Source organism: Alphaproteobacteria bacterium, from assembly GCA_020638555.1.
Lineage (GTDB): Bacteria > Pseudomonadota > Alphaproteobacteria > Bin95 > Bin95 > JACKII01.
Genome location: JACKII010000005.1, coordinates 73,828 through 91,197 on the forward strand (window position 1 = coordinate 73,828; position 17,370 = coordinate 91,197).

General features: G+C 67.6%; 18 protein-coding genes. 13 read left to right on the forward strand and 5 right to left on the reverse strand.

Annotated elements, in window-relative coordinates; all coding sequences use genetic code 11:
• Nucleotides 1–9 precede the first annotated feature (9 nt).
• Both H6844_16640 and H6844_16645 read right to left on the reverse strand, forming a co-directional pair.
• Nucleotides 10–1,431 carry a hypothetical protein gene (locus H6844_16640; GenBank protein MCB9931032.1) on the reverse strand — a complete coding sequence of 474 codons (1,422 nt, stop codon included), beginning with the start codon at nucleotides 1,429–1,431 and terminating at the stop codon, nucleotides 10–12.
• Between the two features lie 76 nt (nucleotides 1,432–1,507).
• Nucleotides 1,508–3,538, reverse strand: a complete 2,031-nt coding sequence (locus H6844_16645; GenBank protein ID MCB9931033.1) for a hypothetical protein — start codon at nucleotides 3,536–3,538, stop codon at nucleotides 1,508–1,510.
• 371 nt (nucleotides 3,539–3,909) lie between these two features.
• Between H6844_16645 and H6844_16650 the strand changes: the two genes are divergently transcribed.
• The 13 genes from H6844_16650 to thiL all read left to right on the forward strand — a co-directional run bounded on the left by H6844_16650 (nucleotide 3,910) and on the right by thiL (nucleotide 14,538).
• On the forward strand, nucleotides 3,910–4,695 hold the full coding sequence (locus tag H6844_16650; GenBank protein ID MCB9931034.1) for an SDR family oxidoreductase: 786 nt from the start codon (nucleotides 3,910–3,912) through the stop codon (nucleotides 4,693–4,695).
• Nucleotides 4,696–4,708: 13 nt separating this feature from the next.
• Complete coding sequence (locus tag H6844_16655) at nucleotides 4,709–5,497, forward strand: enoyl-CoA hydratase/isomerase family protein (GenBank protein MCB9931035.1); 789 nt, start codon at nucleotides 4,709–4,711, stop codon at nucleotides 5,495–5,497.
• Nucleotides 5,498–5,502: 5 nt separating this feature from the next.
• A complete protein-coding gene (locus tag H6844_16660; GenBank protein MCB9931036.1) occupies nucleotides 5,503–5,952 on the forward strand; it encodes a RidA family protein in 450 nt (149 codons plus the stop codon).
• A 75-nt stretch (nucleotides 5,953–6,027) separates the two neighbouring features.
• Nucleotides 6,028–6,762: an MOSC domain-containing protein gene (locus H6844_16665; protein MCB9931037.1), complete on the forward strand. Its 735-nt coding sequence runs from the start codon at nucleotides 6,028–6,030 to the stop codon at nucleotides 6,760–6,762.
• Nucleotides 6,763–6,873: 111 nt separating this feature from the next.
• The gene (locus H6844_16670) at nucleotides 6,874–8,166 is read left to right on the forward strand and encodes a serine hydroxymethyltransferase (protein MCB9931038.1); all 1,293 of its coding nucleotides are present in this window, start codon (nucleotides 6,874–6,876) and stop codon (nucleotides 8,164–8,166) included.
• A gap of 16 nt (nucleotides 8,167–8,182) precedes the next feature.
• A complete protein-coding gene (nrdR, locus tag H6844_16675; protein ID MCB9931039.1) occupies nucleotides 8,183–8,662 on the forward strand; it encodes a transcriptional repressor NrdR in 480 nt (159 codons plus the stop codon).
• Between the two features lie 46 nt (nucleotides 8,663–8,708).
• Nucleotides 8,709–9,776, forward strand: coding sequence for a bifunctional diaminohydroxyphosphoribosylaminopyrimidine deaminase/5-amino-6-(5-phosphoribosylamino)uracil reductase RibD (gene ribD / locus H6844_16680; GenBank protein MCB9931040.1), 1,068 nt, complete (start codon nucleotides 8,709–8,711; stop codon nucleotides 9,774–9,776).
• Between the two features lie 63 nt (nucleotides 9,777–9,839).
• Nucleotides 9,840–10,610, forward strand: a complete 771-nt coding sequence (locus H6844_16685) for an MBL fold metallo-hydrolase (GenBank protein MCB9931041.1) — start codon at nucleotides 9,840–9,842, stop codon at nucleotides 10,608–10,610.
• A 162-nt stretch (nucleotides 10,611–10,772) separates the two neighbouring features.
• Nucleotides 10,773–11,369, forward strand: a complete 597-nt coding sequence (locus H6844_16690; GenBank protein MCB9931042.1) for a riboflavin synthase — start codon at nucleotides 10,773–10,775, stop codon at nucleotides 11,367–11,369.
• Nucleotides 11,370–11,521: 152 nt separating this feature from the next.
• Nucleotides 11,522–12,580: a 3,4-dihydroxy-2-butanone-4-phosphate synthase gene (ribB, locus tag H6844_16695; protein ID MCB9931043.1), complete on the forward strand. Its 1,059-nt coding sequence runs from the start codon at nucleotides 11,522–11,524 to the stop codon at nucleotides 12,578–12,580.
• 4 nt (nucleotides 12,581–12,584) lie between these two features.
• On the forward strand, nucleotides 12,585–13,022 hold the full coding sequence (ribH, locus tag H6844_16700; GenBank protein ID MCB9931044.1) for a 6,7-dimethyl-8-ribityllumazine synthase: 438 nt from the start codon (nucleotides 12,585–12,587) through the stop codon (nucleotides 13,020–13,022).
• Between the two features lie 21 nt (nucleotides 13,023–13,043).
• Entirely contained in the window at nucleotides 13,044–13,571 is a 528-nt protein-coding gene (gene nusB / locus H6844_16705) for a transcription antitermination factor NusB (GenBank protein MCB9931045.1), read from the forward strand.
• Nucleotides 13,549–14,538, forward strand: coding sequence for a thiamine-phosphate kinase (thiL, locus tag H6844_16710; protein ID MCB9931046.1), 990 nt, complete (start codon nucleotides 13,549–13,551; stop codon nucleotides 14,536–14,538). The genes nusB and thiL overlap by 23 nt, the downstream gene beginning before the upstream one ends.
• Nucleotides 14,539–14,776: 238 nt before the next feature.
• Here the strand turns inward: thiL and H6844_16715 are convergent, their stop codons facing one another.
• The 3 genes from H6844_16715 to H6844_16725 form a co-directional block, all read right to left on the reverse strand.
• Nucleotides 14,777–15,556 carry a nitroreductase family protein gene (locus H6844_16715; GenBank protein ID MCB9931047.1) on the reverse strand — a complete coding sequence of 260 codons (780 nt, stop codon included), beginning with the start codon at nucleotides 15,554–15,556 and terminating at the stop codon, nucleotides 14,777–14,779.
• Nucleotides 15,557–15,651: 95 nt separating this feature from the next.
• Entirely contained in the window at nucleotides 15,652–16,185 is a 534-nt protein-coding gene (gene ppa / locus H6844_16720) for an inorganic diphosphatase (protein ID MCB9931048.1), read from the reverse strand.
• A gap of 52 nt (nucleotides 16,186–16,237) precedes the next feature.
• Nucleotides 16,238–17,227 (reverse strand): hypothetical protein, encoded by a 990-nt coding sequence (locus tag H6844_16725; protein MCB9931049.1) that lies wholly within the window; start codon nucleotides 17,225–17,227, stop codon nucleotides 16,238–16,240.
• Nucleotides 17,228–17,370 lie beyond the last annotated feature (143 nt).

Here is a 17,370-nt window from a genome sequence, read left to right on the forward strand (position 1 = left end):
GCCTTGCCGTTAGAAGTTCACCGCGATTTCGGCGCGGACACCGACACCGTCCCCACCGCGACCTTCTTGCACAGTATAGAAGGCATCGCTGCGGAATTCCACCCGGCGGCCAAAGGCTTGGCGGAGTTGGGCGCCCACCGCAACGGCGCTGCCGACATCCTCGTTGGCCTCGTACCGGCCGCCGCCCTCGAAGATGAGCTGGGTCCGGCCGTTGTTGAAGAACATCTGAATGCCGAGCGAGCCGCCGAGCGTGTCGGAGGTCTCGCCGGACAGCGCCGCGCCATAGCGCCCGAGTTCGGCCGAGGCGAACAGAATGCCGGCACGGCCGAGCGCGCTGCCCGCGGACGGATCGAGTGCTGCGGGCGAGAAATTGCCGCCGACCGCAAACCCATTCAGATAGACGATATGGTCGCTGTGCGGCAGGGTGCGCGAAATCTCGACCAGGCCCAGCACGCCGTCGCGTACCGCCGGCGTTTCGTCCTTCAGCGCCAGCGAGCCGTTCAGGCGCAGGGCCAGGTTCCAGACCCCCAGGCTTTCCACCGTGCTGACGCCGAGATAGGCGCCCGGCGAATCCTGGGTGGCGATGACGATGGTGTCGAAATTCACCGTCCGCTCGCGGAAGTTCAACTCGTTGAACCAACCCAGCATGATGTCGCCGCTGTGCCGGCGCCGGTCCGCACGGTGGATGTCGTTGACGCCGACCAGGCCGGTCATGCGCCAGTCGACCACCAGATTCGGGATGACGATGGTGTCGCGGTTGACGGCCAGGGCGTCGATCGTGTCGTTCACCAGCGCGCCTTCCTGGAAGAAGATCGGCTGGCGGCCGATGGCGAAGCTGATGTCGTAGGCGCCCTTGTCCTCCGGATCCAGGCCGGGGAAGATTTCCCCCAGCTCGCCTTCGAAGAACGCCGTTGTCAACTCCAGGTTGAAATGGCGGTTGAAGCCGTCGCCATCGCCGGGCTCGATCTGATAGTTCGTGAAATCACCGCCCGTGCGCAGCGGCGAAATGCCGACCAGAACGCGCTCGGTGCCCGAAAGCTGGAGATTGCCGAACAGGTCGAGCCGGGACGTGACCTCCGAGAGATCCTCGCCGCCATTGCGGCTCTCGACGAAATCATAGGCGGTGCGCGAACTGCCGAACACCCAGAAGGCCGGCTGCCAGACCGCGCCGGTCGGCAGCACCCAGCCCTTCGGCAGATTGCCCCTGCCGAGAAAGTGCGGCCCAATCTCGATGAGGGGCGAGGAGCGCTTCGGCAGGTCCTCTTCCTTCATCAGCGGCTGCGGCTTGTCCGAAAGCGCGCTGGCGGCCAGCGCCTCGCCGCCGCCCCACAGGCCCAGCGTGGCGGCAATCGCCAGAACCGACGCGCCCATGGCCGCTGTGTTGACCCGTGCCGCCCCCAGGAACCGGGCAACTCTCTCTACCGACACCATGCCGATCTCCTAAAACCCATCGAAAGACGACGCAAAAGCGGGCTGAGCGCGCCGGCCCGCAGCGGCCACCCACCCGTTAATGCGTACTTGCCATGTTGGTGTTTTCGATTTCCTTGAACCCACCGTCCTTGTCGACTTCGAAGCTGTGGGCAAAGACGGTGTGCGCGCCGGCGACGACATTGTCGGCGATCTCGCGCGCACTCATGCCATAGTCGAAACCCACGCCCTGGATGGCCGCGATCAGATTGACCGGCACCATCTGCGCGATGAACCGCACCTCGACCTTGAGCGGGAAGTTGGCGCCCAGCTTGTCGGCCGCGACCTCGTACTCGGCAATGCGATGGCCGAGCGGATCGATGGTCTGCTTGAACTTCCGGGCGCTGCGCGGCCGGCCGTAGATCGCGGTCGCCCGCGATTCCGGCCGGACGAAGGGCAACGGCCCCAGCGACTGGTTGATGGGCAAGACCTGCTCGCGCTCGCCGCCGCGGTTCAACCGCACCAGGAATTTGCTCTGCAGGTTGAAGAGGTATTCGTCCTCTTCCAACTCGTTGTTATGGACATAGAGCGAGTGGCTGTCGCGGATATCGCCGTTCGGGTCGCGGTCGCCGGAGACGAACACCACCTTGCCGTCCGCATCGGTCACCGTGACTTCGAGATACATCAACCGCTCGGCGTCGAAGCCGGTGGGCACGCCGTGACCGTTGGTGGCGTTGTTGACCTGAACAGTAAAGGCCAGGCCGCCGTCCGATTGCCGCGCCGCGGTGAAGCCGCCGAACTGCAATGCGTTCTCCAGCACCTGCTGGCGTTGCTCGCGCGCCCATTTCAGCCGGTCGAACTGCTCCCGGATGATCTTGCGCGCATCGTAGCGGTCGTCGATCGAAATCCACGAGTCCGGGAACTGGTAGTCTGACGGAATGTTGTCCTCGAACGCATCCGTGCCCCAGCCCTCCTCATAGCGGAATTGCAGCCATTCGCGCAGCGTCTTCAACGCCGCCGCCTGGACATTGTGCGGGAAGATGCCGGGATGGACGATCGGATAGTCGGGACCGGCGAAATAGTGGTTGGTCAGGCGCCGGTCGTGGGTCGGCACGCCGCCGACCATCGCCGCCGGGCCGGTATCATAGCCAGAGGCCACGCCCTGGACCTTGCCCATATGGCAGTCCTGGCAGGTGACGCCGTCCCGCGCGGCATCGGTGCGCTTGAACTCCGCGAACGCTTCCTCCAGCCGGAAGCCGTTCAGCAGGGTCACGTCATGGCACCCGCCGCAGAAGCCCGGCGTCACCAGCGAGAAGAATTTCTCGACCTCGCCGTGGATCGCACGGCCCGGCTTGTCGCGGTCGGCCGTGACCACGTATTTCGGGTCTTTCAACACCCGCTCCAGCTCTTTGTTGCCGGTCGGGCCATAGACCTTGTCGTAAATGTCGCCCTCGACCAGGCCGAACCGGCCGCTGACCTTGCCATAATTCCGGTTCAACCGGTGGCAGACCACGCAGGTGATGCCCTCGCGCGAGGTCGGGTGACGGTCCAGGTTCGAGGAATAGACCGACTCGCCGATATTCATGCCGACCTGGTTGTGGCAGCGAATGCAGAAATCGCCGTTCGTGCCCGAGGTCAGCGCATTGATCGCCATTTGCATGGACAGGAAGATCGGGCTGATCTGCGCATAGGCATGCTGCGACACCGACCATTGCCGGTACTGCCCGGGATGACAGGCCGCGCAGGCATTGGCGGACGGGTAGCGCCCCTCGGAGAACAACTCCTCGTGCGCCTTGTTCGCCTGCACCTGGGTTTCGGCTTCCTTCGGCTTTTCCTCGGTGCCGCCGAAGGTGAACAGGCCCTTTTCCGCCGGCTTCTCGTCGCCCAGCAGGCCGCCGCCCAGCGCCGGGCCGCTGTCCGCTGCCGGTGCACCGGACTGGTCGCCACCCAGAAGGCCACCGCCGAGCGCGCCGTCATTCGTGCCGCCGCCTTGCCCCTCGGTCAGGAGATCGCCGCCGCCCTGGGACGCGGACTCCTTGTTGTCCGTCAGCAGGTCGCCACCGCCGCTCTGTCCGCCGGACAGCAGGTCACCGCCTCCCAGCAAGTTCTGCCCGGAGGCCGGCATCGCCATTGCAACGCCTGCGACCAACCCCAGGAAACAAACAATATCGACCAACCGACGCATCGACGTTCCAGCCTTCTTTCCGAAACCCAATCACCCGCCACACCAGCGCGCACCGAACGCAGGCCATGGTGGTTATGCCTCTATCACATTCCGTCGCACGACACCACGGGTTATCCCTTAAAAGTGCCATAATTTTCAATATTTGCCCCCTGTCCCGCGGCAGGTATCGAGCGAACAATTCGCAACCGCGCAGCGACGTACCGTCGCGCAGGGGTTGTTCGGGCCCCGCAAGGTGCCTTGCGCTTGCCAAGGCAATGGTCCTACACCTGAGAAAACGCTAACCGCATCCCCTTCCCGCCGAATCGAGGATTCGCTCCATGGCCTTTCAACCCTTCGATCTTTCCGGAAAAACCGCACTCATTACCGGCGGCAATGGCGGCATCGGCCTCGGCATGGCCGAGGGGCTGGCGGCCGCCGGGGCCGATGTCGTCATCTGGGGCACGAACGAGGAAAAGAACGCAAGGGCGCTGGCCGCCCTGCAACCGTTCGGCACCAGGGTCGCGGCGATGAAATGCAATGTCGGCAGCGAGCAGGAGGTCGAGGACCGATTCGGCGAGACGCTGGATTTCCTGGGCGGCAAGCTCGACGCCTGCTTTGCCAATGCCGGCGTTTCCGGCGACCGGCGCAAGCTGAAGGACGGCTTCGGCGGCATGGACTATGCCGAATGGCGCCGGGTGCTGGACATCAACCTGGACGGCGTGTTCTTCACGCTGCGCGCCGCCGGCCGCCACATGAAGGAGCGCGGCGAGGGTGGCTCGCTGGTCGGCACGTCCTCCACCGCCTCGATCATGGGCCAGGCCCGCGGCGAGCACTATGCCGCCTCCAAGGGCGCCATGAACGCCATCATCAAGGCGCTGGCGGTGGAATACGGCCGCCACGGCATCCGCGCCAACGCGGTGCTGCCCGGCTGGATCGAGACCGAGATGACCGCGCCCGCCTTCAACTGGGACAAGTTCCGCGACGCGGTGCTGCCGCGCATCCCGGCCGGCCGCTGGGGCACGAAAGAAGACTTTGCCGGCATCGCGGTCTATCTGGTCAGCGACGCCAGCCGCTATCACACCGGCGACGTCCTCGTCATCGACGGCGCCTACACGTTGTTCTAAGGGTCACGATTCCATGTCCTCCCCTCTCGTTCTCGTCGAGCGCAAATCCTATGGCGCCCGCGGCCATGTCGCCTGGGTCACGGTCAACAAGGCCCGGCGCGCCAACTGCCTCGACCACGAAACCCTCATCGCCTTCACCGACGCGGTGAACGAGGAAAGCAAGTCGCCGGACCTGCGGGCCATGGTCGTCACCGGCGCGGGCGAGCGCGCCTTCATGGCCGGCGCCGACCTGAATGTCATCGCCGGCCAGGATGCCGACGGCGCCAAGCTGTTCCTGACCCGCGTGCATTTGTTCTGCCAGTCGGTGCGCGAATGCCCGGTGCCCGTCATCGCCCGCATCAACGGCGCCTGCTTCGGCGCGGCGCTGGAGCTGGTCGCCGCCTGCGACCTGCGCATCGCCAGCGACAACGCCGCCTTCGGCATGCCGGAGGTGAATGTCGGCCTGCCGTCCGTGGTCGAAGCCTGCCTGCTGCCGCAGTTGATCGGCTGGGGCAAGACCAAGCATCTGGTCTACACGGCCGAGACCATCGACGCGGACAAGGCCATGGCCTGGGGGCTGCTCGAATCCCTGGTGCCGCAGGCGGAACTGGATGCGGAGGTGGAGCGCGTCGTCTCCATGATCGTGCACGCCGCGCCGACCACCATGCGCCTGCAAAAGGACCTGGTGCGCGCCTGGGAGGGCATGGGCACGGAAGCCGCCATCCTGGAAGGCATCCGCGTCGCCGAACGCACCTATCGCCTGTCGAACGAGCCGGCCGAATACGCCGGCGCCGTGCTGGCCGGCCTGAAGAAGAAGGACTGAGGGCCATGGCGGCGGAAAAGACCGTGATCCGCGACCCGCGCGTGCCGGAGACGGGCGGTCCGTTCAACCTCTGCGTGACCTATAACGGCTATGTCTATGTCAGCGGCCTGCCGCCCTTCCAGGAGGATTTCTGCGAAGGGCTGCGTGCCGCCCGCGAGCAGGGGCTGCCGCTGCCGAAATACGAGCGAAAGTCGATCGAGGAAGAAGCCGAGATCGTCATGAACCATCTGAAATGGCTGCTGGAGTCCGCCGGCAGCGGTCTGGAGCACCTGTTGAAAGTGGTGGTCTGGTTGCGCGACCAGTCGGAGCAGGCGCGGTTCGACAAGGTCTATCGCCGCTATTTCCCCGACGCCGAATGCCTGCCGACCCGCACCCGCATGCAGGCGGGCGGCACCCCGTTCGACTGCGGGCTGGAAATCGACGCCATCGGCTACATCCCCGGCGCGCACGGCTGAGCCGCGCCGGCCGCGCCGGCCGCGCCGGCCGCGTCGGCCGCGTCGGCCGCGCGTCAACCACGGAAGGATTCGACCATGACGCTCCGCCAGATCGTTCGCTATCCGGTCAAGGGCCTGCCGGCCATTCCGCTCGACGTGGTGGAGTTGGCCGCCGGCGAGCAACTGCCGGGCGACCGCCGCTTTGCCTTCTGGCGCGGCGACGACCCGCCGGCGGGCGGGCGCTCGCCGCACCAGCGCCGGTTCAATTTCCGCCAGGTGGCCGACGACAACGCGCTGGCCGCCCTCCGCGCCACCAGCAGCGCGCCGGCCCGGATCGCCGTGCGGGCGCCGGACGGCTCGGACCTCAGCGTCGACCTGGAGACCGAGGCCGGCAAGGCGGCACTCGCGGAGTGGATCGGCGCCTATCTGGGCATCCCGACCCCGACCCTGCTCGAATCCATCGGCGGCCAGGGTTTCACCGATATCGGCGACAAGACCCTGTCGCTGATCAACCTGAACTCCGTCGCCGACCTCTCCGAACGGGCCGGCCAGACCATCGAGCCGATGCGCATGCGCGGCAATCTCTATGTGGACATGCCCGCCTGGAGCGAGCTGGACATGGTCGGCCAGGAATTGCGCATCGGCGACGTGGTGTTCGAGGTCGACAGCCGCATCAAACGCTGCGTGGCGACCGAGGTGAATTACGGCACCGGCCGCAAGGACCATCCGACGCCGCAGACCCTGATGAAGGCTTTCGGCCATGCCGATTGCGGCGTCTATCTGCGCGTCCGCCAGGGTGGGCGGCTGAAACTGGGCGATCCGGTGGGTTGAGCGAAGGCGGCGGCGGGCAACCGCGACATCTTGTGGCCCCGCCGTTGTCCCCGGCCGCACCTTGTGTCATAGAGGGCGCTTGATACCCCAACCTGCAAGGATGAATGCGCCATGAGCGAAACCGCTTTGCGCTCTGCCGGGTTTTTCACCGCGTCCGTGGCCGAGGCCGATCCGGACCTCAACGCCGCGCTCACCGGCGAACTGGGACGCCAACAGGACCAGATCGAGCTGATCGCCAGCGAGAACATCGTCTCCAAGGCGGTGCTGGAGGCCCAGGGCAGCGTCCTGACCAACAAATATGCCGAGGGCTATCCGGGCCGGCGCTATTACGGCGGCTGCGAGTATGTGGACGTGGCCGAGCGCATTGCCATCGACCGTGCCAAGCAATTGTTCGGCTGCGCCTTCGCCAACGTCCAGCCGCACTGCGGCGCCAGCGCCAACGAAGGCGTGTATCTGGCGCTGATGAAGCCGGGCGAGACGATTATGGGCATGTCGCTGGCTGCCGGCGGCCACCTGACCCACGGCGCCAAGCCCAACGTCTCCGGCAAATGGTTCAACGCCGTGCAGTACGGCGTGCGCGAAGACGACGGCCGCATCGACTATGACGAGGTCGAACGGCTGGCGCTGGAGCACAAGCCCCGGCTGATCATCGCCGGCGGCAGCGCCTATCCGCGCGAGATCGACTTCCCGCGCTTCCGCGCCATCGCCGACCGGGTCGACGCCTATTTCATGGTCGACATGGCCCATTTCGCCGGCCTGGTGGCCGCCGGCGTGGTGCCGAGCCCCCTGCCCCACGCCCATGTGGTCACGACGACGACGCACAAGACGCTGCGCGGGCCCCGCGGCGGCATGATCCTCTCCAACGACGAGGCCATCGGCAAGAAGATCAACTCGGCCATGTTCCCGGGGCTTCAGGGCGGGCCGCTGATGCACGTGATCGCCGCCAAGGCCGTCGCCTTCGGCGAGGCGTTGCAGCCCAGCTTCCGCGTCTATTCCGAAGCGGTGGTGGCCAATGCGAAGGCGCTGGCCGCCCGGCTGGTCGACCGCGGCCTCGCCATCGTTTCCGGCGGCACGGACACGCATCTGATGCTGGTCGACCTGCGCCCGATGGGCCTGACCGGCAAGGCGGCCGAAGCGGCGCTGGAGCGCGCCGGCATCACCTGCAACAAGAACGCCATCCCGTTCGACCCGGCGCCGCCGGCGGTCACCTCCGGCCTGCGCCTCGGCTCGCCGGCGGCGACGACGCGCGGTTTCGGCGTGGCCGAGTTCGAGCAGGTGGGCGACCTGATCGGCGACGTGCTGTCGGAACTGGCCAAGCACGCCGACGGCAACCGCGAAGCGGAAGCCGCGGCCGCGGAACGGGTCAAGGCGCTCTGCGCGCGCTTCCCGGTCTACGGCGCCTGATCGGCGAGGCCGGCCGATGCGCTGCCCCCACTGCAACCACGGCGATACGCAGGTCAAGGACTCCCGCCCCACGGACGACAACACCGCGATCCGCCGGCGGCGGCAGTGCCCCGCCTGCGGCGCGCGGTTCACCACGTTCGAACGGGTCTATCTGCGCGAAATCACCGTGGTGAAATCGAACGGGCGGCGCGAACTGTTCGACCGCGACAAGATCGAACGCTCCATGTCGGTGGCGCTGCGCAAGCGGCCGGTGGAGGAGCGCAAGGTGGAGGCCGCGGTCAACGGCATCGTCCGGCGCATCGAACAGTCGGGCGAGGCGGAGGTCTCGTCCGAACTGGTCGGCAGCTATGTGATGGAGGCGCTGGAAGGGCTGGACAAGGTCGCCTATGTCCGCTTCGCCAGCGTCTACCGCAATTTCCGCGAGGCCAAGGACTTCGAGGATTTCATCGGCAGCCTGGCGGACAAGACCCGCAATCATGGCCGCCGCGGCGACTGACGCCGCCCGCGGGTCCGGGCTGCCGTCGGCGGACGACGGGCGCTGGATGCGCGTGGCCCTGGGCCTGGCGGCCCGCGGCCTGGGCCGGACCTGGCCCAACCCCGCCGTCGGTTGCGTGCTGGTCTCGCCCGCCGGGCGCGTGCTGGGCCAGGGCTGGACCCAGCCGGGCGGCCGCCCGCATGCCGAGACCGAAGCGCTGGCCATGGCCGGCCACGCCGCCGCCGGCGCCACCGCCTATGTCACGCTGGAGCCGTGCAGCCATCACGGCAAGACCCCGCCCTGCGCCGAAGCGCTGATCGCGGCCGGGGTGGCACGCGTCGTCGTGGCCTGCGGCGACCCGGACCCGCGCGTCTCCGGCCGCGGCCTCGCCCTGCTGCGCGCCGCCGGCATCGCCGTCACCGAGGGCGTGCTGACCGCGGAGGCCGAGCACCTGAACGCCGGCTTTTTGAAGCGCGTGCGCGAGGGCCTGCCGCTCGTCACCCTGAAGCTGGCGACGACGCTGGACGGGCGCATCGCCACCGCCACCGGCGAAAGCCAGTGGATCACCGGGCCGGAGGCTCGCCGCCACGGCCATTATCTGCGCGCGACGCACGACGCCATCCTGGTGGGCCGCGGCACCGCGGCGGCGGACAATCCGAGCCTGACCTGCCGCCTGGCCGGGCTGGAGGACCGCTCGCCGGTGCGGATCGTGCTGGACAGTCAGGGCCGGCTGCCCGCCGCGCTCGGCCTGTTCAGCGACGGCGCCGCGCCCACCTGGCGCCTGGCCGGGCCGGAGGCGCCGCCAGCGCCCGGCACCGCCGAAAGCGTGACCGTCCCTCTCGCCGCCGACGGCAGCCTGGACCCGCGGGCGGCGCTGGCCGCCCTGGCGGACCGCGGCATCGGCCGGGTGCTGGTGGAAGGCGGAGCGGAGACCGCGGCCTCGCTGCTGCGCGCGGGCCTGGTCGACCGCATCGCCTGGTTCCGGGCGCCGGCCCTGATCGGCGCGGACGGGCTCGCCGGCGTCGGCGATCTTGGCATTGGGCGCATAGTTGCAATGCAGCGCTTTGCCTTGCAGGAATCGCACCGCTTGGGCGATGACACGCTGGAGTTCTACGAGCGCAAGCGGGCGCTGTAACAGACTCATCCCCGTCTGCCAATCCGATGGGGCCAACGGATCCCGGAGCCACAAGGCCGCCGCATGAAGATCACGCAAGTCCGAAACGCCACCCTCATCCTCGAATACGCCGGTGTCCGCTTCCTCATCGACCCGATGCTTTCGGCCAAGGGCGCATTGCCGCCGTTCGCCGGCACTCCCAACGCCGCCATGTGCAATCCGCTGGTGGAATTGCCGTTCGGCCTCGACCGGATCGCGCAGGTCGATGCCGTCATCGTGACGCACACGCACAAAGACCACTGGGACGACGCGGCCGCAGAGGCATTGCCCAAAACGCTGCCTCTGTTTGCGCAGAATGAGCAAGACGCCGCGCAGTTTCGGACCGAAGGCTTTGCCGATGTGCGCCTGCTCGGCGAAACGAGCGCCTTCAACGGCATCGCGCTCGTCAAGACGCCGGGCCAGCACGGCAGCGACAACACCATGCTCCACCTTGGCGAGCGCCTCGGCCAGGTCTGCGGCATTGTCTTCCGCCATCGGGATGAGAAAACGCTCTATCTCGCCGGCGACACGATTTGGAATGGTGATGTCGCCAACAGCCTGGCCCAGCACACACCGGACGTCGTGATCCTCAATTGCGGCGACGCACAAATCAACGGCTACGGCTCCATCATCATGGGGGCGGCCGATGTTCTGGAAGTCGCGAATGCGGCCCCGAACGCAGACATCGTCGCCACGCATATGGAGGCGGTCAATCATGCGCTGCTCTCGCGGCGCGAATTGCGGGACTTCGCAATTGCCAACGGCATCGCGCCCCGAACGCATATACCCGAGGATGGCGAGACCGTAACCTGTTGAATCGCAGGCTGCTTTGCAGCGGACATCGCCGGAACGCCAAGTCCGGGGTGGCGCACGGACATCCCCGGCGCGGCTTGGTCCGGAGAGACTTGCGACAAGTCGGCAACGATGTGCTAGAGGTCTACGAACGCTCCCCATTATCCGTCAGAAGCTGACTGTTTCATGTTTACCGGCATTGTTACCGACATCGGCCGTGTCCGCTCCATCGAGCAACGCGGCGATACGCGGCTGATCATCGAAACCGCCTACGAGACCGGCGGCGTGGATCTCGGCGCCTCCATCGCCCATTCCGGCGCCTGCCTGACCGTGGTCGACAAGGGGCCCGGCTGGTTCGCGGTCGAAGCCTCGGCCGAGACGCTGGCCTGCACCACGCTCGGCGACTGGCGCGAAGGCTCGGCGATTAACCTGGAACGGGCGATGAAGGTGGGCGACGAACTGGGCGGCCACATCGTCTCCGGCCATGTGGACGGGGTGGGCCGGGTGGTGTCGCGCACGCCGGAGGGCGACAGCGTCCGCTTCGTGTTCGAAGTGCCGGCGGGCCTGTCGCGCTTTATCGCCGAAAAGGGCTCGGTGGCGCTGAATGGCGTTTCGCTGACCGTGAACGCGGTGGACGGCAACCGGTTCGGCGTCAACCTGATCGCCCACACATTGAGCCACACCACGTTCGGCGCCGCCCAAGCCGGGGATCGCGTGAACGTGGAAATCGACATGCTGGCGCGCTACGTTGCCCGCCTAACCGAAACGCGAGGCGTCTCGTGAGCAAGAACACAGACAATATCAAGCGGGTTTCTCCCCAGGCCCTGGCTGAAGCCGCCGAAGCCGCCGACGCGGCGGAGAAGCCCCGCACCCAGGCGGACCTCTCCTTCCTCTCGCCCATCGAGGAAATCATCGAGGACGCCCGCAATGGCCGCATGTTCATCCTGGTCGACGACGAGGACCGGGAGAACGAAGGCGACCTGGTGATCCCGGCGCAGATGGCGACCCCGGACGCCATCAACTTCATGGCCAAGCACGGCCGCGGCCTGATCTGCCTGTCGCTGACCAAGCAGCGGGTGCAGGAACTGGACCTGCCGCTGATGCCGCGCGACAACCGCCAGCGCCAGTCGACGGCCTTCACCGTCTCGATCGAGGCCTCGGAAGGCGTGACCACCGGCATTTCCGCCGGCGACCGCGCCCGCACGATTTCGGTCGCCATCGACCCGACCAAGGGCAAGAACGACCTCTCCACGCCCGGTCACGTCTTCCCGCTGGAAGCCCGCGAGGGCGGCGTGCTGGTGCGGGCGGGCCATACGGAAGCCGCGGTCGATATCTCGCGCCTGGCCGGGCTGAACCCGTCCGGCGTGATCTGCGAGATCATGAACGACGACGGCTCCATGGCCCGGCTGACGGACCTGATCCCGTTCGCGCAGTATCACAATCTCAAGATCGGCGCGATTGCCGACCTGATCGCCTATCGCCGCCGCCACGACCGCACGGTGCAGCGCCTGATCGAGACCGAGTTGAACTCGCGCTATGGCGGCGAGTTCCAGATGATCGTTTTCGGCACGACGGTGGAGTATGGCGAGCATATCGCCCTGGTGAAGGGCGATATCACCACGGCGGAACCGGTGCTGGTGCGCATGCACGCGCAGAACCTGCTGGAGGATTTCCTCGGCGATCATCACCGCAGCCGCGGCGGCGGCCTGCACCGGGCCATGCGCCTGATCGGCGAGGCCGGCCGCGGCGTCGTCGTCGTCATCCGCGAGACCCGCTCCACCGGGCTCTCGGAACGGCTCAAGGCCGAGCTGATGGAGAAGAAGGACCGCGGCGGCACCTTCCTGCGCGACTATGGCATCGGCGCCCAGATCCTACTGGATCTGGGGGTGCGCGAAATGGTGCTGCTCTCCAACACCGAACGGCATATTGTGGGCTTGGAAGGTTACGGGCTAAAGGTGGTCGAAACCCGCCCCGTTCCGCGCGAGGACGCCTGAGACCATGAGCGATTCCGCCCGCATCCTGATTGCGGTTGCCCCGTACTACAAGCACATCACCGACCCGATGATCGAAGGCGCGCGCCGTGCGCTGGACAAGGAAGGCTGGGAGCACGAACTGGTGGAAGTCGCCGGCGCGTTCGAACTGCCCTTCGCCGTCGCCACCGCCTACGAGGCCGGCGGCTATGACGGCTATATCGTGCTCGGCTGCGTCATCCGTGGCGAAACCAGCCATTACGACCTGATCTGCAACGAGACCGCCCGCGCCTGCCAGAACCTGGCGACGGACGGCGGCCTCGTGCTCGGCTTCGGCCTGCTGACGGTCGAGAACGAGGCGCAGGCGCTGGTTCGGGCCGACCCCAATGGCAAGGACAAGGGCGGTGAGGCGGCCAAGGCGTGCATCATGAACCTGAAACTCGCCCGCCGTTTTCTTGAGTCCTGAAGGACTGGCACACCACCGATCATGCGCGACCGTGACCTGATCCAAGCCTTCGCCCCCGGCGCCGAGCCGGAGGGCGAAGCGACCGATGCGCGCCCGCTGCACGGGCGCCGCCGACTGGCGCGCGTGGCGGCGATCCAGGTGCTCTATCAATCCGCCATGACCCGCACCCGCGTGCCGGCCGTCGCCAAACAGTTCGAGGAACACCGCCTCGGCGAGGAAATCGACGGCCTGGCTCTGGATGTCGACCTGGGCTTTTTCCGCCGCCTGACCCGCGGCATCGCCACCGACGCCGCGGCCCTGACCCTGCTGGTGCAGGAAGCCTTGCAGAAACGCCAGTTCGGCCGGCTCGAATACGTGTTGCAGGCGATCCTGCTGGCCGGCGCCTATGAATTGCAGGCGCTGACCGACGTGCCGCCGCGGGCGACCATCGACGAGTACACCGAGATCGCCGCCGCCTTTTTCGACGAAGGCGAGCGCTCGCTGGTCAATGCCGTGCTCGACCGGCTGGCCCACCGGATGCGCCCGGATGACTTCCCCGCCACTGGATGAATTCGGGCTGATCGCCCGCTATCTGGCGCCGCTCGCCACCCATCCCGGTGCGGACGGCCTGCACGACGACGTGGCCGTGCTGGCGCGCGCGAGCCTGGCGGGCGACCTGGTCCTGACCACGGACGCCATCGTGGCCGGCGTGCATTTCCTGGAAGACGAGGACCCGCGCCTGGTGGCCGAGCGGCTGCTGCGCGCCAACCTCTCCGACCTGGCGGCGAAGGGCGCCCGGCCCATCGGCTACCAGCTCACGCTGGCGCTGACCGTGGCAGAGGATGCGGCGTGGCTGGAGGCGTTCACCACCGGCCTGCGGGCCAACCAGACGGCATTCGACTGGTCGCTGCTGGGGGGAGACACGGTGCGCACGCCCGGCCCGCTCACGCTCAGCCTGACCGCGCTCGGCGAGCTTGCGGCCGGGACGCGGGCGCCGCGGCGCGGCGGCGCCAAGGCGGGCGACGCGGTCTGGGTCACCGGCTGGATCGGCGACGGCGCCCTGGGGCTGGCGGTGGCCAAGGGGGAGGCCGGCTTCCTGCCCCCCCACCTGGCCGGCGCGGCCGAGGCCAAGTTCCGCCTGCCGCAACCGCGCGTCGCCTTCGGACTGGCGCTGGCGGGCGTCGCCACCGCGTCCGCCGACGTCTCCGACGGGCTGGTGGCGGATCTGGGCCACATTGCCGAGGCCAGCGGCCTCGGCGCCGCGATCGAGGCGGACGCCGTGCCACTCTCCGCCGCCGGGCGCGCGGCGGTGGCGCACGACCCGGCCTGGCTCGCGCGGCTGCTGAGTGGCGGCGACGACTATGAAATCGTCTTCACCGCGCCGCCGGCGGCCGAGGCCGCCATCCGCACGGCCGGAGCCGCGAGCGGCCTCGCCGTCACGCGCATCGGCAGCATGACCGCCGGCGAGGGCGTCAGCGTCCGCCGGGGCGATGGCACGCCACTCGCCATCCCGGATGGCGGCTATCATCATTTCTGACCATTGGCATTTCCGACCATTGGCATTTTAGAAGCCGCTGTACCCCGGACGGTGCGGAGCGCCGATCCGGGGCCGGTCAGCGACGCGCGAACACCGACGCAAACGGTGTTCGAAGGATGAGACCGATCCCGGCCCACCGCTCCGCCTCCTCCGGGAAACAGGTGTTCCCCGGAGGAGGCGGAGCTGCCGTCCGGGGCCGATTGCGGCGTGCGAACTCAGGCGGGCGGGTGGCGACGGTTCAGCGGAAGTCGAAGCCCTGGCCTTCCAATTCCTCGCGCAGGCGCTGGCGCGGCGGCTTCGCGAACTTGCTGCCGGTTTCCGCGGTCCAGGAATCGTCGTTGGTCGTGCGGCCCTGGCCGCGATAATGCTGCGCCAGGTCCTGGTCGTACCGGCGAATGGCCTCCGCCATGGCGACACCGCCCGGATGATTGCCGAAGCGCTCCAGATGCACCATGGACTCGTAGGGCATGCGCGGCTTCTGCTGCGGCACGTCCGCCGGCCAGCCCAGCACCATGCCGAACACCGCATAGACCCGGTTGGGCAAGCCCAGAATCCTGGCGGTTTCCGCGGCGTTGTTGCGGATGGCGCCGATCATCACGCCCATCAGCCCCAGCGACTCCGCCGCCAGCGAGGCCGACATGCCGACCAGCGCCGCGTCGATGGACGAAACCAGACCCATTTCCAGATTGTTGTCGTCCATGCGGGCATCGAAGGCGTGCACCGCGTGCTCCATCCGGCGCATGTCGGCGCAGAAGGCCAGGAACACCGGCGCATTGGCCACGTGCTTCTGGTTGCCGGTCACCGGCGCCAGCCGCGCCAGCGTGTCCGGGTCGCGCACGACGACGACGCTGTAGGCCTGGATGTTGGACGAGGTCGGCGCGCGGAAGGCGGCGCGCAGGATCGCCTCCACATGGGCGTCGTCGACCGGCCGGTCGGTGTAGCTGCGCACGCTGACGCGGTTTTGCAGCAGCTGGATGGTTTCGCTGGTCGGCAGACCGCGCTCGTCGAAAAAGGGCATGGCGGGGGATCCTGTGCAGGCCGTTGTTTGGCTAGTCTTTTACAAGGTCGCACGCCGAATGCCACCCGCCTCGCACATCGCGCACGGGGGAGGCCTCAGCCCTTGGCCTTCGCCCGCTCGATGCTTTCGCGGATCAGCCGGCGGGCGACGTCGGCGTTCTGCCAGCCGCCGATGCGGACCCATTTGCCCGGCTCCAGATCCTTGTAGTGCTCGAAAAAGTGCGCGATCTGCTGCAACGTGATCTCCGGCAGGTCGTCGTAATTGTGGACGCCCAGATAGCGCTTGGTCAGGCGCGGCGACGGCACGGCGATGATCTTCTCGTCCTGGCCGCCATCGTCCTCCATCAGCAGGGCGCCGATGGGCTGCACGTTGATGACGCAGCCCGGCACCAGCTGGCGGGTGTTGCAGACCAGCACGTCGATCGGGTCGCCGTCCTCCGACAGCGTGTGCGGCACGAAACCGTAATTGCCGGGATAGGTCATCGGCGTGTGCAGGAAGCGGTCGACCACCAGCGTGCCGGCCTCCTTGTCCATCTCGTACTTGATCGGCTGGCCGCCGACCGGCACTTCGACGATGACGTTGACGTCTTCCGGCGGGTTGTGGCCGATGGCGATGGCTTCGATGCGCATGGGACTCTGCCCTTTCTGGCGGCTGTGCCGGCGCCGGGCGGATGCGGCGCCGTCAGGGAATATCGTTCGGGTTGACCTCGTTCACCAGCGGCTCGCCGCGCACATAGCGGGGCAGGTTGTCCAGGAACAATTCCTTCCACCGCAGCACGCCGCCGCTGCCCGCAAACGAGGTGTGACAGGTCATCCGCACCTTCGGATGCGACCAGAGCGGATCGTCTGCCGGCAACGGCTCCGTGTGAAACACGTCCAGCACCGCCGTTTCCAGTCGCCCTTCGTCCAATGCGGCCATCAGCGCGGCGTCGTCGATCAGCAGGCCGCGGCCGATATTGAGCAGGATCGCGCCCTTCTTCACCTTGCCGAAAAACTCGGCATCGGCAAAGCCGCGGGTCTGGTCGGTGAGCGGACAGGCGAGCACGATCACGTCGGCATCGCCGACAAAGTCGCCGATCCGGTCCAGCGTCCCGGCCCGGTCCACCAACGCGTTGGTCTCGGGCGAGCGGCGAATGACGGTGGTCGAGGCGCCGAACGCCTTCACCTTGCGCGCGGTCTCGCGGCCGATCGGGCCGAAGCCGACAATGAGCCAGTTGGTGCGCCAGATCTCGCGGAACGGCGTGATCCGCCAGGTCTTGTCCGCCTGGATCTGCCGCTGTTCGGCGAAGGGCTGGAAGATGTTCAGCACCTGCCCGACCAGATATTCGGAAATCGCCATGGCCTGGGCGCTGCTGTTGCAGATACGCGTGCCCTTGGCCTTGATCCGGCCATAGACCGGATCGTCCAGGCCGGCGTTGAAGGTCTGGAGCACGCCGATCCGCTGCACCCGCTCCATCAGGCCGAACACCGGCCGCTGCGCCTTGTCGCGCGAGATGAAGTTGGAGAGCCAGACATAGTCGATGGCGGTTTCCTCCGGCGCGACCTCCGCGCCGTCGCGGAACAGCCGCCCCTCCTTGTCGTAGGTCAGGATGGCGATGTCGAGGTCCAGCGCCTCCAGACGCGGGCGAATGTCGTCATAGGCGGGGGCGTAGAGCGCGACGGTCTTGGTCATGCGGGTCCTCAGGCGGGGAGCGGGCAGGTCGTCTTCCTATAGGCCGGATCGGCCATGCCCGCAAACCGCTGAATTTGGTGAAACCGCTGCCGGCGGCTATGGTCCCGCCATCCGAAACAGCCCGAAGGAGCCGGCATGGCCGA